The sequence below is a fragment of the Solwaraspora sp. WMMB335 genome (assembly GCF_049179075.1).
Classification (GTDB): domain Bacteria; phylum Actinomycetota; class Actinomycetes; order Mycobacteriales; family Micromonosporaceae; genus Micromonospora_E.
The window spans coordinates 4,940,082-4,963,405 of sequence record NZ_JBMHMF010000001.1; the positions used below are offsets into that span (position 1 = coordinate 4,940,082).

General features: G+C 70.2%; 18 protein-coding genes. 13 read left to right on the top strand and 5 right to left on the bottom strand.

Features of this window, described 5'->3' with window-relative positions; all coding sequences use genetic code 11:
* Position 1 precedes the first annotated feature (1 nt).
* Complete coding sequence (locus tag ACN27F_RS21395) at positions 2–772, bottom strand: DUF5131 family protein (RefSeq protein WP_421436140.1); 771 nt, start codon at positions 770–772, stop codon at positions 2–4.
* Between the two features lie 646 nt (positions 773–1,418).
* Here ACN27F_RS21395 and ACN27F_RS21400 point away from each other — a divergent pair.
* From ACN27F_RS21400 to ACN27F_RS21420, 5 genes are all read left to right on the top strand, one after another.
* The gene (locus tag ACN27F_RS21400; RefSeq protein WP_421436142.1) at positions 1,419–2,573 is read left to right on the top strand and encodes a helix-turn-helix domain-containing protein; all 1,155 of its coding nucleotides are present in this window, start codon (positions 1,419–1,421) and stop codon (positions 2,571–2,573) included.
* Between the two features lie 443 nt (positions 2,574–3,016).
* Positions 3,017–3,253: a hypothetical protein gene (locus tag ACN27F_RS21405; protein ID WP_421436145.1), complete on the top strand. Its 237-nt coding sequence runs from the start codon at positions 3,017–3,019 to the stop codon at positions 3,251–3,253.
* Entirely contained in the window at positions 3,250–4,434 is a 1,185-nt protein-coding gene (locus ACN27F_RS21410) for a helix-turn-helix domain-containing protein (protein ID WP_421436148.1), read from the top strand. The genes ACN27F_RS21405 and ACN27F_RS21410 overlap by 4 nt, the downstream gene beginning before the upstream one ends.
* Positions 4,435–4,463: 29 nt before the next feature.
* The gene (gene rsmI / locus ACN27F_RS21415; RefSeq protein ID WP_421436151.1) at positions 4,464–5,378 is read left to right on the top strand and encodes a 16S rRNA (cytidine(1402)-2'-O)-methyltransferase; all 915 of its coding nucleotides are present in this window, start codon (positions 4,464–4,466) and stop codon (positions 5,376–5,378) included.
* Between the two features lie 125 nt (positions 5,379–5,503).
* Entirely contained in the window at positions 5,504–7,870 is a 2,367-nt protein-coding gene (locus ACN27F_RS21420; protein ID WP_421436154.1) for a glycoside hydrolase family 9 protein, read from the top strand.
* Between the two features lie 92 nt (positions 7,871–7,962).
* Here the strand turns inward: ACN27F_RS21420 and ACN27F_RS21425 are convergent, their stop codons facing one another.
* Positions 7,963–10,389 carry a M20/M25/M40 family metallo-hydrolase gene (locus ACN27F_RS21425; protein ID WP_421436157.1) on the bottom strand — a complete coding sequence of 809 codons (2,427 nt, stop codon included), beginning with the start codon at positions 10,387–10,389 and terminating at the stop codon, positions 7,963–7,965.
* A gap of 364 nt (positions 10,390–10,753) precedes the next feature.
* On the opposite strand from ACN27F_RS21425, the gene ACN27F_RS21430 reads away from it, so the two are divergent.
* The 4 genes from ACN27F_RS21430 to ACN27F_RS21445 are packed head-to-tail and all read left to right on the top strand — an operon-like array spanning position 10,754 to position 14,804.
* The gene (locus tag ACN27F_RS21430; RefSeq protein WP_421436158.1) at positions 10,754–11,920 is read left to right on the top strand and encodes a PP2C family protein-serine/threonine phosphatase; all 1,167 of its coding nucleotides are present in this window, start codon (positions 10,754–10,756) and stop codon (positions 11,918–11,920) included.
* Complete coding sequence (locus ACN27F_RS21435) at positions 11,917–13,539, top strand: sensor histidine kinase (RefSeq protein ID WP_421436161.1); 1,623 nt, start codon at positions 11,917–11,919, stop codon at positions 13,537–13,539. Before ACN27F_RS21430 ends, ACN27F_RS21435 begins: the two co-directional genes overlap by 4 nt.
* An 11-nt stretch (positions 13,540–13,550) precedes the next feature.
* Entirely contained in the window at positions 13,551–14,000 is a 450-nt protein-coding gene (locus ACN27F_RS21440) for a response regulator (RefSeq protein WP_421436163.1), read from the top strand.
* A 3-nt stretch (positions 14,001–14,003) separates the two neighbouring features.
* The gene (locus tag ACN27F_RS21445; RefSeq protein WP_421436165.1) at positions 14,004–14,804 is read left to right on the top strand and encodes an inositol monophosphatase family protein; all 801 of its coding nucleotides are present in this window, start codon (positions 14,004–14,006) and stop codon (positions 14,802–14,804) included.
* Between the two features lie 56 nt (positions 14,805–14,860).
* Here the strand turns inward: ACN27F_RS21445 and ACN27F_RS21450 are convergent, their stop codons facing one another.
* Positions 14,861–15,211 carry a DUF2218 domain-containing protein gene (locus ACN27F_RS21450; RefSeq protein ID WP_421436168.1) on the bottom strand — a complete coding sequence of 117 codons (351 nt, stop codon included), beginning with the start codon at positions 15,209–15,211 and terminating at the stop codon, positions 14,861–14,863.
* Positions 15,212–15,486: 275 nt separating this feature from the next.
* Here ACN27F_RS21450 and ACN27F_RS21455 point away from each other — a divergent pair, with 275 nt between their 5' ends.
* The 3 genes from ACN27F_RS21455 to ACN27F_RS21465 all read left to right on the top strand — a co-directional run bounded on the left by ACN27F_RS21455 (position 15,487) and on the right by ACN27F_RS21465 (position 19,972).
* Positions 15,487–16,512, top strand: a complete 1,026-nt coding sequence (locus ACN27F_RS21455) for a coiled-coil domain-containing protein (RefSeq protein ID WP_421436171.1) — start codon at positions 15,487–15,489, stop codon at positions 16,510–16,512.
* A 76-nt stretch (positions 16,513–16,588) separates the two neighbouring features.
* A complete protein-coding gene (locus ACN27F_RS21460; RefSeq protein ID WP_421436174.1) occupies positions 16,589–18,214 on the top strand; it encodes a fused MFS/spermidine synthase in 1,626 nt (541 codons plus the stop codon).
* A 117-nt stretch (positions 18,215–18,331) separates the two neighbouring features.
* Positions 18,332–19,972 (top strand): protein kinase domain-containing protein, encoded by a 1,641-nt coding sequence (locus tag ACN27F_RS21465; RefSeq protein ID WP_421436175.1) that lies wholly within the window; start codon positions 18,332–18,334, stop codon positions 19,970–19,972.
* A gap of 10 nt (positions 19,973–19,982) precedes the next feature.
* Here the strand turns inward: ACN27F_RS21465 and ACN27F_RS21470 are convergent, their stop codons facing one another.
* Entirely contained in the window at positions 19,983–20,654 is a 672-nt protein-coding gene (locus ACN27F_RS21470) for a potassium channel family protein (RefSeq protein WP_421436177.1), read from the bottom strand.
* Positions 20,647–21,981, bottom strand: coding sequence for a TrkH family potassium uptake protein (locus ACN27F_RS21475; protein WP_421436179.1), 1,335 nt, complete (start codon positions 21,979–21,981; stop codon positions 20,647–20,649). The genes ACN27F_RS21470 and ACN27F_RS21475 overlap by 8 nt, the downstream gene beginning before the upstream one ends.
* Before the next feature lie 175 nt (positions 21,982–22,156).
* On the opposite strand from ACN27F_RS21475, the gene ACN27F_RS21480 reads away from it, so the two are divergent.
* Complete coding sequence (locus tag ACN27F_RS21480) at positions 22,157–23,278, top strand: glycerophosphodiester phosphodiesterase (RefSeq protein ID WP_421436181.1); 1,122 nt, start codon at positions 22,157–22,159, stop codon at positions 23,276–23,278.
* The last annotated feature ends 46 nt before the right edge of the window (positions 23,279–23,324 follow it).

The window sequence follows — 23,324 nt, forward strand, 5'->3', positions numbered from 1 at the left end:
CCTACGGGGCGACCGCCGCTGAGTGAGCAGGTCGCCTGGCGGTTGGCATTTGGTCCCAGGTGCGGCCGTCCAGCACGCGTCCTCCTATCTTCGGGTTACGTCCACCCCATTGTTTGAAGAAAAAAGCAACCTTGGCATCAATGCAGGAGTCACGAATGCCACGTATCCACTCCGGATGCATCGGTCGTGCATGATGCCCTGATTCGCCGCCGCCAATGACCCAGTCGATTCCCGTGAATTCTATCTTATCCAGTGGGCCGAGAAGTGGCTCGGCCGATATGAACCGTACGGCGGCAGGTACGTTGCGAAGATAATCGATACGTCTTGATTGGGATTCGTCTTCGACACTGACTCCCATCCAAACGTTTGGCGGCCAAGGTAGATCTGCTGCCAGTCGCGAGAGCCGGGTCGCCCGTTTGGTCAGGATTTGGTAGGTGTGCTGTGGTGTCGCAACCATTGTTGCAAACACTCTCGCGACAAAGATGAAAGGTACGCGAGCGTGAAAAAGGTCACTCATTGAGTTCACGAAGACAGTCCTGGGCTCTCGCCACCGAAGAGGGGCATCAAGAGTATCTTCGTGGACCGCTACGCCGAAGCCTGGACCGGACGTCTGAGGACTGCCGTCGGTCTGGTATTTCAGCGAACCCATCGCCTTGAGCCGCTTTGCCAGGCTCAGAGCATAGCAGTTGTCGCATCCTTGCGAGATCCGATCACATCCGGTAGTGGGATTCCAGGTGGACTCGGTCCACTCGATTGCGCTGCGGTCTGCCACGGCACTCCTTCCGAGTGGTCACAACAATTACTCGAACATGTGTACGGCAAATGGCTCCAGCTTGCAACCCTTCAACCGAAAGATGAGTCTCTCAGACTCGCCGGGCAGGCAATGCCGTCGCTGGAGACCGCGATCGCCCATGCGGCAACGCTCCCGGAGCGAAGACGACGTCCGACCAGCATCCGTGACACGTCGACAGGCGGCAACCGTCGCCTGGGCTGCTATGAATCGTTTCGCCGGTGGCACGTCTTCGCAGCGATCAGGAACGCCGCCTGCCAGGGGAAATGCGGCGCGCCTGGCGGTGCCGGTGCCCGGCGGGTGTAGCGTCCAGTCGTCGTATGGGCCGGAGACGACCCGGACGCCTTCGGCGCGGAGGTCGACGACTGCTCCTGTGCCGCTTCCACGAGTCGAAGGACATCGGCAGCGGGCGGCCCAGCGCCGCATACGACGATCCGAAGGTGTGCGCCGTTCACCGTCGGGATGCCAGGTGTTCGGCTGTCGTCGTTCATCGCCACCACCTGCCGAGGAACCATCCTCGTCGCAGCTGTAGGTAGGTTGTCGGACACCGAAGGTACCGTCTGATGTGGTGGCGGGGTGTGGACAAGCGCCTTGGCCGCTGCTCGGACAGATCTGGGTGGTGACATGAATGACCCGCATCATCGATCCGCGCTGGCCCTCGACCTTGCGTACGCTTCGCCAGCGGGCCGGTCTGTCGCTGCGCGATCTTGCCGCGAAGGCGCACTACGCCAAGTCGTATCTGCATGATCTGGAAACCGGCCGCAAGACGGCCACTGTCGATGTCGCCGGTCGGCTCGATGACGTGTTGGACACCGGAGGTGTTCTCACCGGGATGCTCACCGATGAAGGTGAACACGACTCCGCCGAGCTTGCTCGCCGGGTCGCTGCCACCGACATCAGCACCACGACGATCACCGGCATCGAGGCGGCGGTCGATGAGCTCGCCACCGCCTATCCGACGGCGTCCCCGCACGCGTTACTTCCGCGCGTCCGTCGGCACCTGACGTACGTCACCACCCTCGTCGGCTCTGGCCGCCGGATGACCCTCGACCAGCACCGCCGGATTCTCGTCGCCGGGGGATGGCTGTCGTTGCTCACCGCCACCGTGCTGATCGACCTGCGTCGGCGCGAGAGCGCGATCGCGCATCTGCGTACGGCCGAGGCGATGGGCGCGCACACGGAGCATGACGAGATCCGCGCCTGGTGCCTGGAAACCCGGGCGTGGGAGGCACTGACCACCGGCGATCCGGCTACGGCCCTCGATCTGGCTCGTGGTGCGCGGGCTGTGGCCCCGGCCGGCAGCAGCGCCTGGCTTCAGTCGACCGCGCAGACCGGCCGGTCGCTGGCGCTGCTCGGCGACCGGAAGGCGACCGGAGAGACGCTGGCCCGGTTGGAGCGGTTGGTGTCTCCGTTGGGCCAGCCGGAGCGGCCTGAGCACCACTACCGCTATGACCCAGGGAAGGCGCGGGCGTATGTGGCCACGACTCTGGCGTGGGTGGGAGATCCGGTCGCGGCTGCCGAGGCCGGTGACGTCCTGGCCGAGCTGCTGGCTGAGGGGAGTCGGCCGCGTCGGATCGCGTCGGCGCGACTCGACCTCGGTCAGGCTCTGCTGTCGCTGGATCCGAACGAGGCCGCTGCGCAAGTGGCGGTAGCGGTCGGCTCGGGGCGGGTCGCGGCGTCGAACTGGTGGCGCGTCGACCGCGTACGCCAAGGACTGGCACGGATCGGTGTGCCGACGGGGGATCTGGACGAGTTCTGCGAGACATATCAGCCACGGATGTGATGGCGGACAGCAGCCACCGCTGGCGGACAGCTGCACTGTAGACGAATACCAGGCGTGTTGGGCAGGCTACATCTGGGTCGCCTGACCGTTCGGGTTCGCGACCTGCCAGCTGGGCCCGACGCCGTACCCCGTGATCGCTCTTTCGCGCGTCGGGCCCGCCCGCTGGGCGGCGGCTCCGGGGTGGACGTGGAGAGTCCCTCGGGGTCGCCGCCCGTCCAACTCTCGCCGTTGAGGGGGCCGTCTGTGTTCGGGAAGTGGTTTCAGCGTGCGGACGTACCGGTCGATGTGGTGTATCCGGTGCCGGGTCGGCGGCGGTACGTCGAGGTGAGCGCACCGCCAGCGGATCGGCGGCCGGCGACGCGATCGGATCGGGCGCAGCGGCGTGGCGGTAACGCCGGCCGGCACTACCTGCCGTGAGGACACCCGAAGCAGGGCGTGGGCCGGTGCACGATCCGGTGCGGCCGTCCTGGACGTGCGCGGTGTGTCCGGACGGGACGCCGTGGCCGTGCCCACCGGGCCGGGTGCAGCTGGCCGAGGCGTACGCGGACGAGCCGGTGGCGCTGTCGGTCGACGTCGGTGAGCTGCTGCCGCTGGCTGCCGAGGAAGCCGGCATCATCGACCCGGCCGAGTTGCACGAACGCTTTGTCTCCTGGACGTGGGTCGGAGTCGACCGGCCGTGACCGTGGCGATCGGCCGTCGGATGGCGCAGTGGCGGGTACGGCGACGGATGACCCAGCAGGTGTTCGCCGACCGGATCGGCCGGTCCAAGAGCTGGGTGGACAAGGTCGAACGCGGCGTCCGGACCCTCGACAAGTTCTCGCTGATCCAGCACATCGCCGAGGTGCTGAGAGTCGACCCGGCGGAACTGCTCGGCGACGACGGCCAGCCGCGGCCCGGCAACGCGCCGGTCGGCGTCGACGCGGTCCGGGCGGCACTGGCCTGCTACGACGTGTTCGCCACCGCACCTGATGGCGGGTCGCAGTCGCTGCGGGAGGAGGTGGCGCGGCGGGTCGAGCATGCGTGGTCGACGTACCGGCACGGCGACCATCCCCGGTTGTTGCGGATGGTGCCGGAGTTGCTGGACGCCGCCCGGCGGCTGCACACCATCCGACCCGAGGAGGGGACGGTGCCGCTGGTGCTGGCGTACCAGGTCACGGCGCTCGCGCTGATCAAGGCCGGTGAAGCCGAGCTGGCCTGGTTGGCGGCCGACCGGGCGCTCGCCGTCGCCAGGGACGACCTGGTGCTGGCGGCGTCGGCGGTGGTGCCGCTCGGGCAGGCGTTGCGCGGGCTGGGCCAGGGCCGGTTGGCGATGGCGGCGACGATCACCGCCGCCGACCGGGTCGCCGCATCCACCGACGGGCGGGCGAGCCCGCAGGACCGGACGGTGTACGGGACACTGCTGCTGCAGGCGGCCCTTGCCGCCGCCGGGTGCGGCGATCGCGGCAGCGTCACCGAACTGCTCGGACAGGCCGCCGACATCGCTGGTCGCCTCGGGCAGAGGCAGGAGCACCGTACGGCGAGTTTCGGCCCGGCGGCCGTCGAATGCGCTCGGGTGACCGCAGCCGTGGAGTTGGGCGACGCCGGGCAGGCGGTACGCCTGCACAAGACAGCTGCCCGGCAGCCCTGGCAGGGGCTGCCGGCCGAGCATCGGGCGGCGTACCTGGTGGACGCCGCTCGGGCGCACCTGGACACCGGTGACCCCACCGGGGCGGGCCGGTGGCTGGTCGAGGCGGACCGCGTCGCACCGGCGGAGGTCCGCTGCCGGCCTTCCGCCCGTACCGTCGTGGCTGAGGTCGCCCGGTGCGGGCCGCAGGTCGCCGGCGTCGCCCGACTGGCGACGGCGCTCGGCCTGATCCACTGACCTCGGAGCGGGCTGGCTACCATCGCCGGGTGGGTGAGGCGCAGCGGGGGATTGAAGGCGCACCGGGGAACGACCCGAGTGAGCAACGGCGCGGCACGCTGTCCGTGGTACCGACGCCGATCGGCAACCCGCGTGACATCACGCTGCGGGCGCTCGACGTGCTGCGTACCGCCGGGTTGGTGGCGGCGGAGGACACCCGGCGGGCCCGGCGGCTGCTCGACGCGCACGACATCGACGTCCGCGTGGTCAGCTGCTACGACCACAACGAGCAGGCCCGTACCGCTGAGCTGATCGCGGCGTTGAACGCCGGCACCGACGTCGCGTTGATCTCCGACGCGGGCACTCCGCTGGTCAACGACCCCGGCTACCTGGTCGTCGGGGCCGCGCTGCGCGAAGGGCTGCGGGTCGATCCGTTGCCCGGGGCGAGCGCGGCGCTCACCGCGCTGGTCGGCTCCGGCCTGCCGGCCAGCCGGTTCCTGTACGTCGGGTTCCTGCCCCGCAGGTCCGCGGCGCGGCGCACCGCGCTGGCCGAGGTCGCTCCGGTGGCCGCCACACTGATCTTCTTCGAGGCGCCGCACCGGGTGGTGGAGATGCTCGCCGACGTGCGTGAGGTGCTCGGTGACCGGCCGGCGGCGCTGGCCCGCAACCTGACCAAGTCGTACGAGGAGTGGCTGCGCGGCCCGCTGTCGACCATCCACGCCGAACTGGCCGGCCGCGACGAGGTTCGGGGCGAGCTGACTGTCGTGGTTGACGGCGCCCGTCGGGGCGTACCGGCCACGGCCTCGGCACTGGGTGGCGGTGGCCCGGCGGATCCGGACCGGGTGATCGAGATGCTGCTCGGCGCCGGGCTGGACACCCGCACCGTCCGGTCGCTGGCCGGGACGCTGACCGGGCTGCCGCGCAACGAGATTTACGACCGGGTGTCCGCGCTGCGCCCACGCTGAGCGGCGGTCTCCTGCCACGAATCGGATCGACGCTGCTCGTCGTCGCGGTGATCTATTGACACGTCCGTAACACGCTGCGAACATTCCAGTATCGCAGGTGGGAGCGCTCCCACCTGCTGCTTTCGATGCACGACGACCTGCTGCTCGCGGCGCCGCCTGCCGGCGCCGCACGACCGACCATCGGAAGGATCTCTGGCGTGTCGATACCCTTCCGGCGGCGGACCGTCCCGCTCGCCGTCACCACGGTGGCCGCGCTCGCCGCTGCCACCCTGAGCGGCGCTGGTCCGGCCCAGGCCCAGGACGAGGCACCCGAACAGATCGTCAACGGCACCTTCGACGACGGCCACGCCCCCTGGTGGGGCACTGCCAACATCACCCTCGACTCCAGCACCGGCCAGTTGTGCACCGACGTACCCGGCGGCACGATCAACCCGTGGGACGTCATCATCGGGCAGGACGACGTTCCGTTGGTCGCCGGTGAGACGTACGAATACAGGTTCTTCGCCACCGCGACCCCGACGAAGGTGATCCGGGCCCTGATCCAGTTGCCGGTCGACCCATGGACCCAGTTCATGGCGGCCAACCCGGAGGTCAGCGTCTCCGGCAACAACTACACGTACACCTTCACCGCCCCGGTGGACCTGCCCAACGCCCAGGTCGCCTTCCAGATCGGCGGCAGCGCCGAGCCATGGCGCCTCTGCCTCGACGACGTGTCGCTGCGCGGCGGCGCGGAACCGGAGGAATACGTGCCGGACACCGGACCCCGGGTGCGGGTCAACCAGGTCGGCTACCTGCCCAAGGGTCCGAAGAACGCCACTGTGGTCACCGAGGCGACCGATCCGCTGCCGTGGCAGCTCGTCGACGCCCGCGGCCGGGTCGTGGCCAGCGGTCGATCCGTTCCGTACGGCCTGGACGAATCCTCCGGCGAGCAGGTGCACACCATCGACTTCGGTCGCTACACCCGCTCCGGCGCCGGCTACACGCTGGTCGCCGACGGCGAGACCAGCTTCCCGTTCGACATCGGCACCAGCTTCTACGAGCGACTGCGCGCCGACGCGCTCAAGTTCTACTACACCCAGCGCAGCGGCATCGAGATCCTGGACAGCCTGCGTCCCGGCTACGGCCGCCCGGCCGGGCACGTCGGCGTCGCGCCCAACTCCGGAGACACCGAGGTGCCGTGCCAACCCGGTGTCTGCGACTACACCCTCGACGTCTCCGGCGGCTGGTACGACGCGGGCGACCACGGCAAGTACGTGGTCAACGGCGGCATCTCGGTGTACCAGCTGATGAGCGAGTACGAGCGGGCGCTGCGGGTCGGCGGAAAGGACAAGCCGTGGCTGCACCGCGACGGTGTGCTCGATCTGCCGGAGAGCGGCAACGGGCTGCCGGACATCCTCGACGAAGCCCGCTGGCAGCAGGAGTTCCTGCTCACGATGCAGGTCCCGGCCGGCCAGCCGCTCGCCGGGATGGCCCACCACAAGATCCACGACGCGGCGTGGACCGGCCTGCCGCTGCTGCCGCATCTGGACCCGCAACTGCGCGAACTGCATCCGCCGTCCACCGCAGCCACGCTCAACCTGGCCGCCACCGCCGCCCAGGCGGCGCGGGTGTTCAAGCCGTACGACCGGGCCTTCGCCGAGCGCAACCTGCGTGCCGCCCGCACCGCGTGGGCGGCGGCCAAGGCCAACCCGCAGAGGTACGCCGACCCGGCCGATGCCAACGGCGGCGGCCCCTACGACGACACCGACGTCACCGACGAGTTCTACTGGGCGGCCGCCGAGCTGTACCTGACCACCGGGGAGCGTGAGTTCCGCGACTTCGTCCTGGCCTCACCGCACCACACCGGCGACATCTTCCAGGACCGTGGCTTCGGCTGGCAGTGGACCGCCCCACTGGGCCGGCTGGCCCTGGCCACCGGCCGGAGTCGGCTGCCGGACCGCCACCGGGTGCAGGCGTCGGTGGTGGAGGCGGCGGACAGGTACCTGACCACGATCGCGGCCCACCCGTACGGCATCCCGTACGCCCCGGACGACAACCGGTACGACTGGGGCTCCAACCACCTGGTGATCAACAACGCGATCGTGGTCGCCACCGCCTTCGATCTCACCGGCAAGGACAGGTACCGCGACGGGGTGCTGCAGGCGATGGACTACATCTTCGGCCGTAACGCGCTGAACATCTCCTACGTCACCGGGTACGGCACGGTCTCGGCGCAGAACCAGCACAGCCGCTGGTACGCCCGCCAGCTCAACCCCGACCTGCCCAATCCGCCACGCGGCACCCTCGCCGGTGGACCCAACTCGTCGATCCAGGACCCGGTCGCCCAGCGGTTCCTGGCCGGCTGCGCACCACAGTTCTGTTACATCGACGACATCGAGTCCTGGTCGACCAACGAGCTGACCATCAACTGGAACGCGCCACTGGCCTGGATCGCCGCTTTCATCGCCGACCAGGGCAGGTGCGACCCCCACCCCGGTCACGGCCACCACTGACCGATCCCGCCCACTCCCGACGATCGTGGACTTTGTCGTTGGACAGAAGCAACAAATGCTGTCGACAAGTCCACGATCGTCGGAGGGGTCAGTCAGAAGGTGTAGGTGCGGGCGACGGTGACCAGTTCGGAGGTGTGTGAACCGGCGACGCCGATCCCGGGCGGCCGGGGGGTGAAGCCGGGCAGGTCGTCCAGCCCGTCACTGCCGTCGCTGACCCGCATCCGGATCTCGTCGGCACCACCGTCCGCTCCGGCCGGATCCGGGCCGAGTACCAGTACGATCTCCACTCCCTGCGGCGGCGGGGCGTGGAAGACGACGCCGAAGGTCCACGGTTCACCGTCCGCCGTGGCTGCGACACCATCACCGGCCGGCACCTGCTGGCCGGCGACCGTGGCGGACTCGACCACCGCCGGGCCGGCCAGCACGTGCAGTGCGACCAGCCGTACCGGACGCTGTGGTAGCAGCCGGAGCCGCAGCGTGCGCCGGCCGTCTTCGACCACCCCACTGTCGTCGAGCACGTCCAGCGCGGGCGCCGGCAGATCGGCCGCCTCGGCCGGCCCACTGCGCAGCCCACCCGCCCCGAGTAGTGGGAACGACTCTGCCACCTCGGTGGCGTCGTCGACGTACCCGGAGATCCACTGCTGCGGCCGGGTCTGATGACTGAGCCAGTAGGCCTCGTCGGTGTCCGTGTCGAGGGCGTACACGAGATGGGTCGGCACCGGGTGTTCGTCGTCGAACCGGTCGACGGCCAACCCGACCGCCACCAGCACCAGCGTCGCGACGCCGGCGGCGACGCCCGGCACCGGCCCGACCCGCCGGGCCCGCAGTGCGGCGCTGCCGCGCTGCCCGCCGGCCTGCGGCAGCACCAGATCGAGTACGGGCAGCGCGGCCAGGCCGAGCAGGGTCGCGAACAACGCCGCCGCACCCCCGGTGCCCATGCCCAGCGCGGGGAACAGCAGCACCGTGGCCGGCAGCAGGATCAGCACGCCTACCGCGACGCCCGCCACCAGCGCGGCCACCGCTGCCGGTCCGGTGATCCGCAGTGACAGGGCGACCAGCCCGCCGGCCGCACCGGCCAGCGCTGGCAGCGCGGCGAGGTACGACCCGCCGGGGACGAGCGCGGCGAGCAGCAGACCGAGCAGCGCCAGCCAGCAAAGCGCACCGACGGCCAGGGCGGCCGGGCCGACCCGGCGGCGCAGTAGCGCGTACCAGGTGATCACGACGGTGGCGGTCAGCGTGAGCACGGCCAGCCGGAACGGCACCGGTCGGTGCGGGTCGAGCAGGTCGGCGTACTCCGGGCGCAGCGCGACGACCCCGGCCCACAGCAGTTGCGCGGCGACCGGCGCGGCGATCAGCGGGACGGTGGCCAGCCCGAAGCCGGCGGCCAGCCGTGGCCAGCTGGCCCGCCCGCGCCGGCGGACCAGCCAGGCCAGCACGCCGACCGCCACACCGGCGAGCAGCGCCAGCGGCCAGTTCAGCGTCGCCGAGTAGTGCACCAGGCCGACCGGAGTCGGAAAGTAGGTGGCGTCGGTGTCGGTGGTCAGCGCGGGGATGTCCGCCGCGCCGAAGCCGCGCGCCAGGCCGAGCGTGTTGTCGCCATGGTGCTGCAGGCTGGCCAGATCCATCGATTCCGGCGTGTCCTGCGGCGTGTGGTAGATCGCCGAGCCGTCGAGGTACGCCGAGTTCAGACCGGCGAATCCGGCGTCCAGGAACGGGGTGAAGTCGGTGTCGTTGGGCAGCAGGCGGTAAACCTCGACCGCGAACGAGGTGCCCACCGGGTGCGGTGCCGACCGGGCGAACACGTCGATCAGGCCGGCGTTGTCCGGCGATGTCTCGAACGTGATCACCGGCCCGGTGAAACCGCGCGCCTCCAGGTTGACCACCACCGCGTCGCGGTCGGCGGCGAGCCGGTGGCCGGCCACGAACGCCGACGCCCCGCACAGGCAGGCCTCCTCGGCGTCGGTGAACAGCAGCACGATGTCGTTGCGGGCCCGCTCGGTCCCGCTGAGCGCGCGGGCCACTTCCAGCAGCGTCGCGACACCGGCACCGTCGTCGTTCGCGCCCGGGCCGCTCTGCACCGAGTCGTAGTGCGCGACGAGGATCACCTGCCCGGTCGGGTCGGTGCCGGAGATCTGAGCGATCACGTTGCGTATCCGGGCCAGCGTGGTGCCGGCCGCCGCGCCACTGAGCTGCCCGGCCTCCCGCCCGACCGTGTCCTGGACCTCCGGTGCCAGGCCGAGGTCGGTCAGCGTGTCGACCAGGTACCGGCGTACCTCGTCGTTGGCCGCGCTGCCGGACGGGTGCGGCCGGTCGGCGAACCGCGTCACGTGCTGGTGGGCCCGTGCCGCGCTGAACTCGCCGGGTGGTGCGTCCGCGGCGTGGGGGGCCGGCGGGCGCAGGCCCAGCAGCGTGACGGCGCCGACCAGACCGAGTACGGCCAGGACGGCGAGTGCGGCCGGCAGCCTGCGGCGGGGTCGGGCGAGGGACCGGTCTGCGGCGGCGACGAGGGGTACGGCCATGGCGGCCTCCTGCCTGCTGGCGGGTGGGGGGCGAGGGGCACGTTCGGTCGGGTGGCTTCTGCTGGCGGTCGGGTGGGTACATCCTGCCCAACCGGAGCCGGCCGGGTCACCGTACGGCCCTGCGGTGCCCTAGGTTTGTCAGCATGCCCGCCCCCTGCCTGCCGGGACGGCATACCGCGCGGCTGCCCAGGCGGTGTGCCGGTGTTGTGTGCCCTGGTCAGTTGGGAGACGATCGGCGGGTCACCGAGAAGGAGCGCACCATCAACACCGACCGATCGTCGTCGCGGACCGGCGAGGCACCGAGATGACCGGTTCCTCTGTCGTACCGCCTCGTGCCAGTCCGCGTACCGAGGCGGAGCCACCGATGGCCGTACCCGTGGCGGAGCGGCTGCGGGTGTTGCTGGTCGAGGACGACGAGGGCGACGCCTTCCTGGTCGGCGAGCTGTTGGCCGAGGCGCAGGCGGCGGTCGATCTGGTGGTGGCCAACAGCCTGACCCAGGCGCGGGAGCGCATCACCGGCGTCGACTGCGTTCTGCTGGACCTGGGGCTGCCCGATGCGCAGGGCCTGGACGGGCTGCGGCGGGTGTTGAGCCTGGCCGGTCGGGCCGCCGTCTGCGTGTTGACCGGCCGTCAGGACGAGCACCTGGGTATCGGCGCGGTCGCCGAAGGGGCGCAGGACTACCTGGTCAAGGGACAGGTGGACGGGGTCCTGCTGAGTCGGGCGCTACGGTACGCGGTCGAGCGTAAGCGTGCCGACGAGAATGCCCGCCGGCTGCGCGAGGTGGAGCTGCGCCAGGCCGAGTCGGCCCGGCTGGAGCGAGGGCTGCTGCCACAGCCGTTGATGGACACCGACGAGGTGTCGGTGCACACCTTCTACCGGCCGGGCCGGCACGCGGCGCTGATCGGCGGCGACTTCTTCGATGTGGTGCAGACGACGCCGGACCGGATCCAGCTCATCGTCGGTGACGTCTGCGGGCACGGTGCCGACGAGGCTGCGCTCGGCGTCGAGTTGCGGGTCGCGTGGCGGGCGCTGGTGCTGGCCGGGGTCGCCGACGACGCGATACTGCCCGCGCTGGAACAGGTGCTGATGAGCGAGCGCCGGCTCCGCGAGACCTTCGCCACGGTCGCCTCGGTACGCCTGGACCTGGCCGCGAACCGGGCCACGGTCCGGTTGGCGGGACATCCACCGCCGCTGCTGTTACACGGTGGCGGGGCCGCGCCCGTCCCGGCCCCGGGAGGTCTGCTGCTCGGTGTCCAGCCCCGTCCGCCCCGCGCTTCCGATGTGGAGTTCGACACCGATGAATGGTCTTTGCTGATGTACACCGATGGCTTGATCGAGGGGCGCCTCGGCGACTCGGACGAACGGCTGGACGTGGCCGGCCTGCAGCGCCTGGTGGCCGAGCCGGCCGCCCGAGACGTCCCGCTGCCACAGCTTCCCGGGTGGCTGGTCGGCCGGGCCGAGGAGATCAACGGTGGCCCGCTCGCCGACGACGTGGCGATGCTGCTGGTGAGCCGGGGCGGTGGGCGATGACCCTGCGGGCGCGGGTCACCCTGCTCTGTTTCGTGGTCGGCGGCCTGCTGACGATCCTCGCCGGTAGCGGCGCGGTGGTCGCCAGCGCGAACCGGGACCACATCGACAACCTGCTCAACACCATCGGGCCACTGCGCACCCACGCCGAGAGCCTGCTCGCCACTCTGGTCGACCAGGAGACCGGGGTCCGGGGCTACGTGGTCTCCGGCGACCCGGCCGACCTGGCGCCCTATCAGGACGGTGTGGCTCAGGAGCGCCGGCTGGTCGACGAGATGACGGGGCTACTGGGCGAAGACGACCCATTGCGTGGCCAACTGGACGCCATCGGCGAGGCGGCACGGCAGTGGCGGCTGGCCGTGGCGGAACCGGCGATCGCCGCGGTATCCGCCGCCGATCAGGCAACGGCAGAGGATCTGCTCGACGACAGTGCCCGGGCCCGCTTCGACGAGCTGCGTTCCGCGGTCGACCAGCTGCAGGCGGACATCCTGGTGATCCGCAACCGGGTGGCCGGTGACGCGCGGCAGACCAGCAACGCGCTGGTCGCGCTGCTGGTCATCGCCGCGGCGGTGGTCGTCCTGGCCGGGGCGGCCCTGCTGCTGTCGCTGAACCGGCTGGTGATCGGCCCGGTGACCAGCCTCGCCGACCAGGTGCGCCGGGTGGCCAACGGCGAGTACCAACGGGACATCTCCGGTATCGGGCCGCCCGAACTGGCGGCGCTGGCCAGTGACGTCGACGGGATGCGGCGCAAGATCGCCGCCGACCTGGCCGAGGTCCGCGAGGCGCGGGAGCGGGTCGAATGGGTCAACGGCCAGCTGCAGAAGCAGACCGAGGAACTTGTCCGTTCCAACCGTGACCTGGAGCAGTTCGCCTATGTCGCGTCGCACGACCTGCAGGAGCCGCTGCGCAAGGTGGCCAGCTTCTGCCAACTGCTGCAGCGACGGTACGCCGGCCAGCTCGACGCGCGGGCCGACCAGTACATCTCGTTCGCCGTCGACGGCGCACAGCGGATGCAACGCCTGATCAACGATCTGTTGGCCTTCTCCCGGATCGGTCGGTTGACCACCGGGTTCAGCGAGGTCGACCTGAACAAGGTGATGTCCGACGTGTCCAGCCAGACCGAGTCGACCCGCGAGTACGCCGGCGGCGAGCTGACCTGGTCGCCGATGCCGGTGGTGACCGGTGAAGAACCACTGCTGACGAATCTGCTGGTGAACCTGGTCTCGAACTCGTTCAAGTTCCGCCGCCCGGACGTCGCACCCAAGGTGGTGATCTCCGCCCGCCAGGTCGGTGCGGAGTGGGAGATCACCTGCCAGGACAACGGCATCGGCATCGAGGCCGAATTCGCCGAGAAGATCTTCGTGATCTTCCAGCGGCTGCATTCCAAGAACGCCTACCCGGGCACCGGGATCGGACTTGCGATCGGAAAGAAGATCGTCGAGTACCATGGCGGCCGGATCTGGGTGGACACCCAGGTCGAGGAGGGTACGGTGATCCGCTTTACGCTCCCGGTGACCGTCCGCGCGGCCGAGGCGCCCGATACCGAACTCGCCGACGGCTCATCAGCCGCCGCTGGCGGGGACAAGGACGCTGCGGCTGCCGCTGCGCAGTTGGCGTCGTGAAGGAGGTTGCCATGACCGAACCGGACGGAAAGAGCCCGATCGAGGTGCTGCTCGTCGAGGACGACCCGGGTGACGTGCTGATGACCCAGGAGGCGTTCGAGGAGCACAAGGTCCGTAACCGGCTCAATGTCGTCTCCGACGGTGCCGAGGCACTGGCCTACCTGCGTCGCGAAGGCAAGTACGCCGGCGCCGTACTGCCGGATCTGATCCTGCTCGATCTCAACCTGCCGCGCCGGGACGGGCGTGAGGTGCTGGCCGAGATCAAGAAGGACGACGAACTCGGCCGGATCCCGGTGGTGGTGCTCACCACGTCCCAGGCGGACGAGGACATCCTGCGCTCGTACCAGTTGCACGCGAACGCCTACGTGACCAAGCCGGTCGATTTCGAGCGGTTCATCTCGGTGATACGGCAGATCGACGAGTTCTTCGTCAGCGTGGTCAAGCTGCCGCCGCGCGGCTGACACATGATCGACGAGGTGGGTGATCTGCTCCGGGAGGCCGCCGCGCAGGCCGTGCTGCCGTGGTTCAGCCGGCTGACCGACGACCATATCGCCGAGAAGGCGCCGGGCGATCTGGTCACGGTCGCCGATCGGCGGGCCGAAGAGATCATCACGGCCGGGCTGTACCGACTGGCGCCGGACTCGGTGGTGGTCGGCGAGGAGGCGGTGGCCGACGATCCCGGGCTGCTGCGTCGGTTGCGCGAGGACGGTCGGGTCTGGCTGGTCGATCCGATCGACGGTACGGCGAACTTCGCCGCGGCCCGTCGGCCGTTCGTGATGATGGTCGCGTTGCTCGAGGCCGGTACGGCGGTGGCGAGTTGGATCTTCGATCCGATCGCCGGAACCCTGGCGGTGGCCGAGCGGGGGGCCGGGTGTCATGTCGACGGCGTACGTCTCCCCGCGGCGTCGGAGTCGGCGCCGCTGTCGCTGCTGCGTGGTGCGGTACCGGTGAAGTACCTGCCGGTACGGCTGCGGGTGACGGTCGAGGCCGGCGGCGACCAGGTGGGCGCGGTGCTACCCGGACAGCACTGCGCCGGCCGGGAGCACTGGGACATCGCCGCCGGGACGCAGGACTTCGCGCTGTTCTGGCGGACGTTGCCGTGGGACCACGTTCCGGGGACGCTGCTGGTGACCGAGACCGGCGGGGTGGCACGCCGGCTCGACGGCAGCCCGTACGACTACACCGACGACCGGTCCGGCCTACTGGTCGCGCGCAGCGAGTCGACCTGGCACGAACTGCACCGGGTGTTGCTGTCCACAACCTGATCGGTGCCGGTCGACCGCTCGGCGGTGGGTCGGCTGCGATGACGCTCGGCGGTGGGTCAGCTGCTCGGCGGTGGGTCGGCTGCGATGACGCTCGGCGGTGGGTCGGTCGCTGGTGTGGTGTCGGTGACCGGCTGCCATTCGACGGTCAGACTCTCCCGCGCGCCGAAGCGCTCCAGATGTTCGCCGACGAGGTATTCCACCCGGGCGATACTGATCGCGTCGAACGCGTCGGCTATCAGTGACAGCCCGTTCTCGCCAGCAGTCAGCCGGCAGGTGCCGAATCCGAAATCCACTACTGCCTGATCGTCGTCGCGGTGCACCGGTACCGCAAACGAGAAGTGATCGCACAGTTGCGCCAGGTAGTTCTGGGAGTGCGGAGTCGGGATGTGGGCCTCGGATCGTGGCACCGGCTTCCTCGCGAGTGATGGCCAATAAGGTTAGGCTATCTTAATTCGTGCGGGAGGTGGCAAAGACGGGTGCCCGCCCGGTGGGCGGCCAGGCCATTTTGTGTGAGCGGTTCACTGCGAGAAGTAATAGTTGGCGGATGGCTGCGCGCCATCTGCACGATGTGGTATTGGCGACTGGCGTCGCATGCGCCGGCGGCGGCGCCGTAATCCGGTAAGCTGACCCGCGGTTTCCGCCCAGACGAATCGACCAGGACTCACCCCGGGAGGACGTAGCTGTGGTCGGCACGACGGCATCCCACCGGCGCTCCGGTGCGGCGGCGACGATCGTCGCGCTGGTCACCGCGATCGCGCTGCTGAGTGGCGCGCCGGTCGCGATCGCCGCACCGGACGCCCCCGACGAAGGAGGCAACGAGAGCCTGCGGGACGTGCTCGAAGCCGCGTCGAAAGGGCACATCGAGGCCAAGGCCAAGCTCGACAATTCCAAGAAACGGCAACGTGAGCTGACCGAGCAGTACGGCAAGCTCCAGCAACGGCTCGCCGAGCTGACCACCGAGGTCGGGGTCATGGCTGCCGAGTCCTACCGCGTCGGGCGATTGACCTCGGTCACCATGCTGCTCAACAGCGCATCCCCGGAAGCGATGCTGCAGCGCGCAGCCGGACTCGAAGTGATGGCCCAACGCGAAGGACGCAACCTGCGTGCTCTCGCCGAGGCCCACGAACAGTCGGCCCGGGCCAAGGCGGCTATCGACAACGAAGTGCGTGAGCAGGAGAAACAGGTCGCCATCATGGCGCGCAAGAAGCAGGACGCGGAACGCGCCCTGGCAGCCGTGGGCGGCCAGGCGACGGGCGGTTTCGTCAGCGCGAACTCGCCTGCGGCAAAGGCCGCGCCGCGCAATTCCGACGGTTCCTGGCCGTCGGAATCCTGCAGCGTCGACGACCCGACCACGTCGGGCTGTATCACCCCGCGCACCCTGCACGCGATGAACGAGGCGAAGCTCGTCGGGTTCACCCGTTACACCTCCTGCTTCCGCAGCGGCGGTGGCGGTGAACATCCCAAGGGGCGGGCCTGTGACTTCTCCGCCGAGGCCGGCGGATTCGCAGAACGCGACGCCACCGGTGGCGACCGGACCTACGGCAACAATCTGGCCGCGTTCTACGTACGCAACGCCGACCGCCTGGGGGTGCTCTACGTGATCTGGTTCCGGCAGATCTGGATGCCCGGCACCGGCTGGCGCTCCTATAGTGGTGGCGGCAGCCCGGCCGGCGACCATACCAACCACGTGCACCTGTCGGTGGTGTGAGCGTCCGTCCGGCCCGATCCGTCAAGCTGTCCACAGCCAACGGCGGCGCCCGGCTGTGGTGCGTACCATCACGTTGATGGACCAGTCACCGCCGGAAGCCACTGAGGCGCCGTCCGCGCCACCGCGTCCGTCGGCGCCGCTGCGCCCCGGCCTGGCCGCCGCGCTCGTCTTCGTCTCCAGCGGGGCCGTGCTGGTGCTGGAGATCGTCGCGCTGCGGCTGGTCGGCCCGTACGTCGGCGTGACCCTGCAGACGAACAGCTCGGTGATCGGGGTGGCGCTGGCCGCCATCGCGTACGGCACCTGGGTGGGCGGCCGGATCGCCGACCGGCGTGACCCACGCCCGCTGTTGCCGGCCGCGCTGGTGCTGGCCGCGATCACCACCGCGATCACCCTGCCGCTGGTGCGGTACGCGGGCGAGTTGCTGCGCGGTAGCGCGGTCGTGGGCATCCTGCTGCTCACCATGGTCGCGGTGGTCCTGCCGGCGGCACTGCTCTCCGCGGTCACCCCCCTTGTGATCAAGTTGCAGCTCGGCGACCTGCGCCGTACCGGCGAGGTCGTCGGGCGGCTGTCCAGCATCGGTACGCTCGGCGCGATCACGGCCACTCTCGGCACCGGATTCTTCCTGGTGGCCACGCTGCCCAGCAGTGTGATCATGCTGGGTCTGGCGATGCTGCTCGGTGTCGGCGGGGTGGTACTCGGCGTGCACCTGCACCGCACCCGTCCCGCTGACCCGGGCCCGGACGCGAGCCTGGAGCCGGATCCGGGCCTGGAGCCGGCCGGGCCACCGCCGCCCGCCGTCGGCCGCCGGGACACCCCGGCCACGCGGGCGGTGATCGGCGTGGTCGGCCTGCTCGCCGCCGGCCTTGCGGTGATCGCGCCCGACCCGTGCGACGTGGAGACCGAGTACCACTGCGCCACGGTGCAGGCCGATCCGCAGCGCGACGGCGGTCGTCTGCTGCTGCTCAACTCGGCCCGGCACTCGTACGTCGATCTCGACGATCCGACCCACCTGGAGTTCGCCTACACGAAGTGGATCGGCGCGGTGGCCGACGTGTTCGCGCCGCCCGGCGAGCCGGTCGACGCCGTGCACCTGGGCGGCGGCGGCTTCACCGTCCCGCGTTACCTGAGCGCCACCCGGCCGGGCAGTCGTAACACCGTCTACGAAATCGACGGCGGGCTGGTCGACCTCGGGGTGCGGGAGCTGGACGTATCGCCCGGCCCCGACCTGGATGTGCGGGTGGGCGACGCCCGGGTGCTGGTCACCGATCTGCCGACGGACAGCGCGGACCTGGTGGTCGGGGACGCGTTCGGTCACCTGGTGGTGCCCTGGCATCTGGCCACCAGGCAGATGATGGCCGAGATCCGACGAGTGGTCCGGCCCGGCGGGATCTACCTGCAGAACGTCATCGACTACCCGCCGTCGCGGTTCATCCGGGCCGAGGTGGCCACCGTCGCCGCCGAGTTTCCCGAAGTGGCCCTGATCACCCGGCCGGATGCACTGACCCGGACCGGCGGCAGCAACTTCGTCATTCTGGCCGCGGACCATCCACTGCCGTTGCGCGAGGTCCGGGCCCGGCTGACCGCCGCACTCGGTGCGGACTATCTGATGCTCTCCGGTGCCGATCTGGCCGGTTTCGTCGCCGGTGCCCGACCGCTGACCGACGACTACGCTCCGGTCGACCAACTCCTGGTTGCTCCCTGACCGTGACCGGCGGTTTCCTGCCGTGACCGCTTGCGGCCTGTGACCCGAACGCCTGATGTTTCAGTCGCCCGGTAGCTGCCAGGTGTAGCGAAGGCCAGATCGGGCAACTCCGGAGTCATGGGTGGGGTGGGCAACGATCGTGGGCAGCTGCTCGGTGACCGGTACCGGCTGATCGAACGTCTCGGCACCGGCGGGATGTCGGTGGTCTGGCGCGGGTACGACGAGGTGCTCGACCGTCAGGTGGCGATCAAGGTCCTCGCCCCGCAGTTCGCCCCGGACCACGCCTTCCGCAACCGGATCCGGATCGAAGCGCAAGCGGCCGCCCGGCTGTGCCACCCACACATCACCAACGTCTACGACTACGGCGAAGCCGTCGCCGCCGGTGCCACCCTGCCGTACGTGGTGATGGAATTGGTCGACGGTGAGTCGTTGGCCGTGCGGCTGCGTCGGGAACACATCCTGCCGTGGCGTGGCGCCGTGGTCGCCTGCGCCGAGGTGGCGTCGGCCTTGGCGGCCGCGCACGCCGCCGGGGTGGTGCACCGCGACGTCACGCCGGCCAACGTCATGTTGACCAGCACCGGGGCGAAGGTCGTCGACTTCGGCATCTCGGCCCTGGCCGGGGAGAGCGACGTCGGACCCGACGGCAACCTGCTGGGTACGCCCGCCTACCTGGCACCGGAGCGGCTCAACGGCGGGCAGGTGTCGCCGGCCACCGACGTGTACGCGGTCGGCCTGTTGCTCTACCGGTCGCTCACCGGCCGGCTGCCCTGGCAGGCCGCGACCATCACCCAGATGCTGCGGGCCCATCTACACACCGCGCCCGGGCCGATGCCACGGGTAGCGGGACTGCCGACCGAGGTGGTCGAGCTCACCACTCGCTGCCTGACGAAGCATCCGGCGGACCGGCCGAGCAGTGCGGAAGTAGCGAAGTCGCTGGCAGAGGCGGTCGGTGTGACGGCCGGGTTGTCGCCGTCCCTGGCGCTTCCCGTCCAAGCGACGACCAGGACGACCAGCAGACCCGATCCGGCGGGGGCAGGTGTCACCACCAGCGGACTGGAGATCACCGGCCTGGACCTGCCGGTGGTGCCGGCCGACATCCCGGTGGTGCCGGCCGACATCCCGGTGGTGTCGGCCGACAGCCCGGTGGCGCCGGTCGAACCTGGCGCCACCCGGGGCCGTCGGCTGCGTACCTCCTGGGTGCAGCGCCGGGCCGAAGCGGCCGTCATCGGCATCGGCCTGATGCTGCTCAGCGCGTTGATCTGGGCCGGTGCCGGCCCCACCCCGGCCACCGACCGGGCCCGCGAGGCGCTCGCCGCCCCATCGCAGTTCGGTCTGGCCGCCCAGTCCCCGGCACCCTGTCAAGTGGACTACACCGTCGAGGACGACACCGGCCGGCAGTTCGTCGCCGGTGCCACGGTGACCAACACCGGCCCGGCCGAACTGGTCGACTGGTCGCTCAACTTCACCTTCCCCGGCAGCCAACGGGTCGGCGGCCTGGCGGGGACGCGGTGGGAACAGCAGGAGGCCGACGTCTCGCTGCGTCCGGCGAAGGGATCGGCCGCGCTGGCTCCGGGCGAGTCGGCGGTGCTGCGCTTCACCGGCAGCTACACCGGGTCCAACCTGCTTCCGCTGGAGTTCTGGATCGACGACCTTGCCTGCGACGCGACGGTCGCCTCGATCGCCGGCCGGCGGACGTCGGCCGGGCCGGATGCGGTGGAGACGGTCGAGGTCGCCGAGGTGGCGAATCCCGCCGACTGATCTCGGCGACTCAGGTCGCCGCGGCGAACCGCTGCACCTGCTCGGTCGTACCGGAGACGATGAGCAGGGCACCCGCCGGCAGCTCGGTCTCGCGCCGGGCGTAGGTGAACCGCTCGCCCGGTACCTTGACCCCGATGACCGTCACCCCGTACCGGGACCGGATGCTCGCGTCGGCGAGCCGCCGGCCCACCGCCTCGGCGGGGATGCGGGTCTCGGCGATCGAGAAACCGTCGTCGAACTCGATGAAGTCGAGCATCCGACTGGTGATCAGGTGCGCCACCCGGTCGCCCATCGCCGCCTCCGGGTAGACCACGTGCCGCGCGCCGACCGCCCGCAGGATCTTGCCGTGCTTGCCGGAGACCGCCTTGGCCCATACCTCGGCGACACCGATCTCGGTCAGGCTCAGCACCGTCAGCACGCTGGCCTCGATGTCCGAACCGATGCCCACCACCACCCGCTGGTAGTCGTCGAGACCGAGTTGGCGCAGTGCTTCGCTGTCGGTGGAGTCGGCCTGAACGACGTAGGTCAACCGGTCCGCCCACTGCTGCACCACCGCCTGGCTCTCGTCGACGCCCAGCACGTCGAACCCCAACCGCAGCATCGAGTCGGCGACCTGGCCGCCGAAGCGGCCGAGTCCGATGATCACGGCGGTCCTGGTCAGCTTGCCGGTCCGGTCAGCCAACGATGGGTCGCTCCTCGGGATAGTGGAACCGTCGGGTCCTGGTGTTCAACGCGATCGCCGAACCCAACGTGACGCTGCCGATGCGACCGATGAACATCAGCAGCGCCAGCAGGGCCTGCGCCGCCCAGGGCAGTTCGCCGGTGATTCCGGTGGACAGGCCGGCGGTGCCGAACGCCGAGGTCACCTCGTAGAGCACCTGGTCGGTGCCGAGTCCGTCGGTGAGGCCGATCAGGGCGAGGGTGCCGGCGCCGACCAGCGCGACCCCGAGCAGTGCGACGGTCACCGCCTGGCGCTGGCTGGCCGCGGCGATCCGCCGCCGGCCGATGATCACGTCGTGCTCGCCGCGCAACTCCGACCAGATCACGAAGGCGAGCAGAAAGAAGGTGGTCACCTTGATCCCGCCGGCGGTGCTGGCGCTGCCGCCGCCGATGAACATCATGGCGATGGAGACCAGCGTGGTCTCGGGGTTGAGCCCTGCGGTGTCGACCGTGTTGAAGCCGCCGGACCGGGCCATCACGTCCTGGAAGAGCGCGGCCAGCAACTTGGTCGGCAGGTCCAGCGGCCCGAGGGTACGCGGATTGGCCCATTCGAAGACCAACACGCAGCCGAACCCGGTGCCGATCAAAGTGAGTGTGCCCCAGACGGTCAGCCGGGTGTGTACCGACCAGCTTCTCGGCGTACGGCGTTCCCGGACCATCTCGAACAGAGCGGGGAAGCCGAGGCCGCCGACCACCACCCCGATGATCAGCGGCAGGCAGACCCACCAGTCGCCGACGAACTGGACCAGCCCGTCGGGGTAGAGGGCGAACCCACCGTTGTTGAAGGCCTGTACGGCGTGGAACACGCCGTACCACAACGCCCGACCCGGCGGGTAGCCGTAGCCAAGCCAGAGCCGGGCGGCCAGCACGACGGTGATGACGGCCTCGAACGCCAGCATGGTCGACGCGATGCGCACCAGCACCTGGCGGACGTCGGACAGGCCGAGGCTGCTCGTCTCCGCCTGTGCGGTCAACCGGCTGCGTAGGCCGAGCCGGCGGGAGATCAGCAGGCCGAGCAGGGTCGCCATGGACATGATCCCGAAGCCGCCGAGCTGGGTGAGCAGGGTGATCAGCACCAACCCGACGGGCGACCAGTAGGTCGACGTGTCGGTGACCGCCAGCCCGGTCACGCACACCGCCGATGTCGCGGTGAACAAGGCCGTGATGAACGGTGCCGGATCGGCTCCCGGCCGGCTGGCCGGCAGCATCATCAGTACGGTGCCGACGCCGATCGCCCCGAGGAACGCGATCGGCACGATCCGGGCGGGGTTTCGCAACGACCGGCGCATCAGACCTGTCATACCATGCCAAAAACGGCATCGCTGATGATTGATCGACATTCATCGCCCGGTCAGCCGCCGACCGACCGTACGTCGCCGCCGTGTCGTCCGTACGTCGCCCGAGGCGTCTTCACTGGCGCGGGTCACCATGATGCCCGGCCCGCCCCCTGTGAAGGAGACGACGTTGCCGCGTACCCTGCCGATCGTGCTGCTCGCCGGTACGTTGCTGGCCACCATGGCCATCCCGTCCGCCGCCACCGCCACCCGACCGGCCCAGCGGGGCAACCCGCAGAGCGAGCCGAAACCGCTGGTCATCGCGCACCGCGGGGCCAGCGGCTACCGTCCCGAACACACCCTGGAGGCGTACCGGCTGGCGATCCGGCAGGGTGCCGACTACATCGAACCCGACCTGGTGTCGACCGCCGACGGGGTGCTGGTCGCCCGGCACGAGAACGAGATCTCCGGCACCACCGACGTGGCCGGCCGGCCCGAGTTCGCGGACCGGCGTACCACCAGGACCATCGACGGAGTCCGCGTCACCGGCTGGTTCACCGAGGACTTCACCCTGGCCGAGTTGCGCACCCTGCGCGCCGTGGAGCGACTGCCGCAGCTGCGGCCGACCAACACCACCTTCGACGGGGAGTTCCCGGTGCCGACCCTGCAGGAGATCATCGACCTGGCCCGGGCGGAGAGCCGGCGACTGGGCCGCACCATCGGCGTCTATCCCGAGACCAAGCACCCGAGCTACTTCCAGTCGATCGGGCTGCCGCTGGAGGAGCCGCTGGTGGCCACCCTGCGGCGCAACAAGCTGACCAGCCGGTCCGACGCCGTGTTCATCCAGTCCTTCGAGACGGCGAACCTGCGCAAGCTCAGCACGATGACAAAGGTGCGGCTGGTCCAGCTGCTGAACACCACCGGCCGGCCGTACGACCTCACCGTGGCCGGTGACCCGCGCGGCTACGCCGACCTGGCCGCCCCCGCCGGCCTGAAGTGGATCTCGACGTACGCCGACGGGGTCGGCCCCAGCAAGGACCTGATCGTGCCGCGCGCCGCCGACGGGACGCTGCTCGCCCCCACCACGCTGATCCGGGACGCCCACCACGCCGGGCTGGTGGTGCACGCCTGGACGTTCCGGGCCGAGAACCAATTCCTGCCGGCCGACCTGCGCATCGGTGCCGATCCGGCCGCGCGCGGCGACATCACCGCCGAGTACGAACTCTTCTGCGCCCTCGGCCTCGACGGCCTGTTCGCCGACCACCCGGACACCGCGGTCGCCGCCCGCGCCGCCCTGCCTGAGCAGCGGTAGCCTCCGCGACCGCGCGACGAGCGCAGCCCGTCACGCCGGGGCTTGT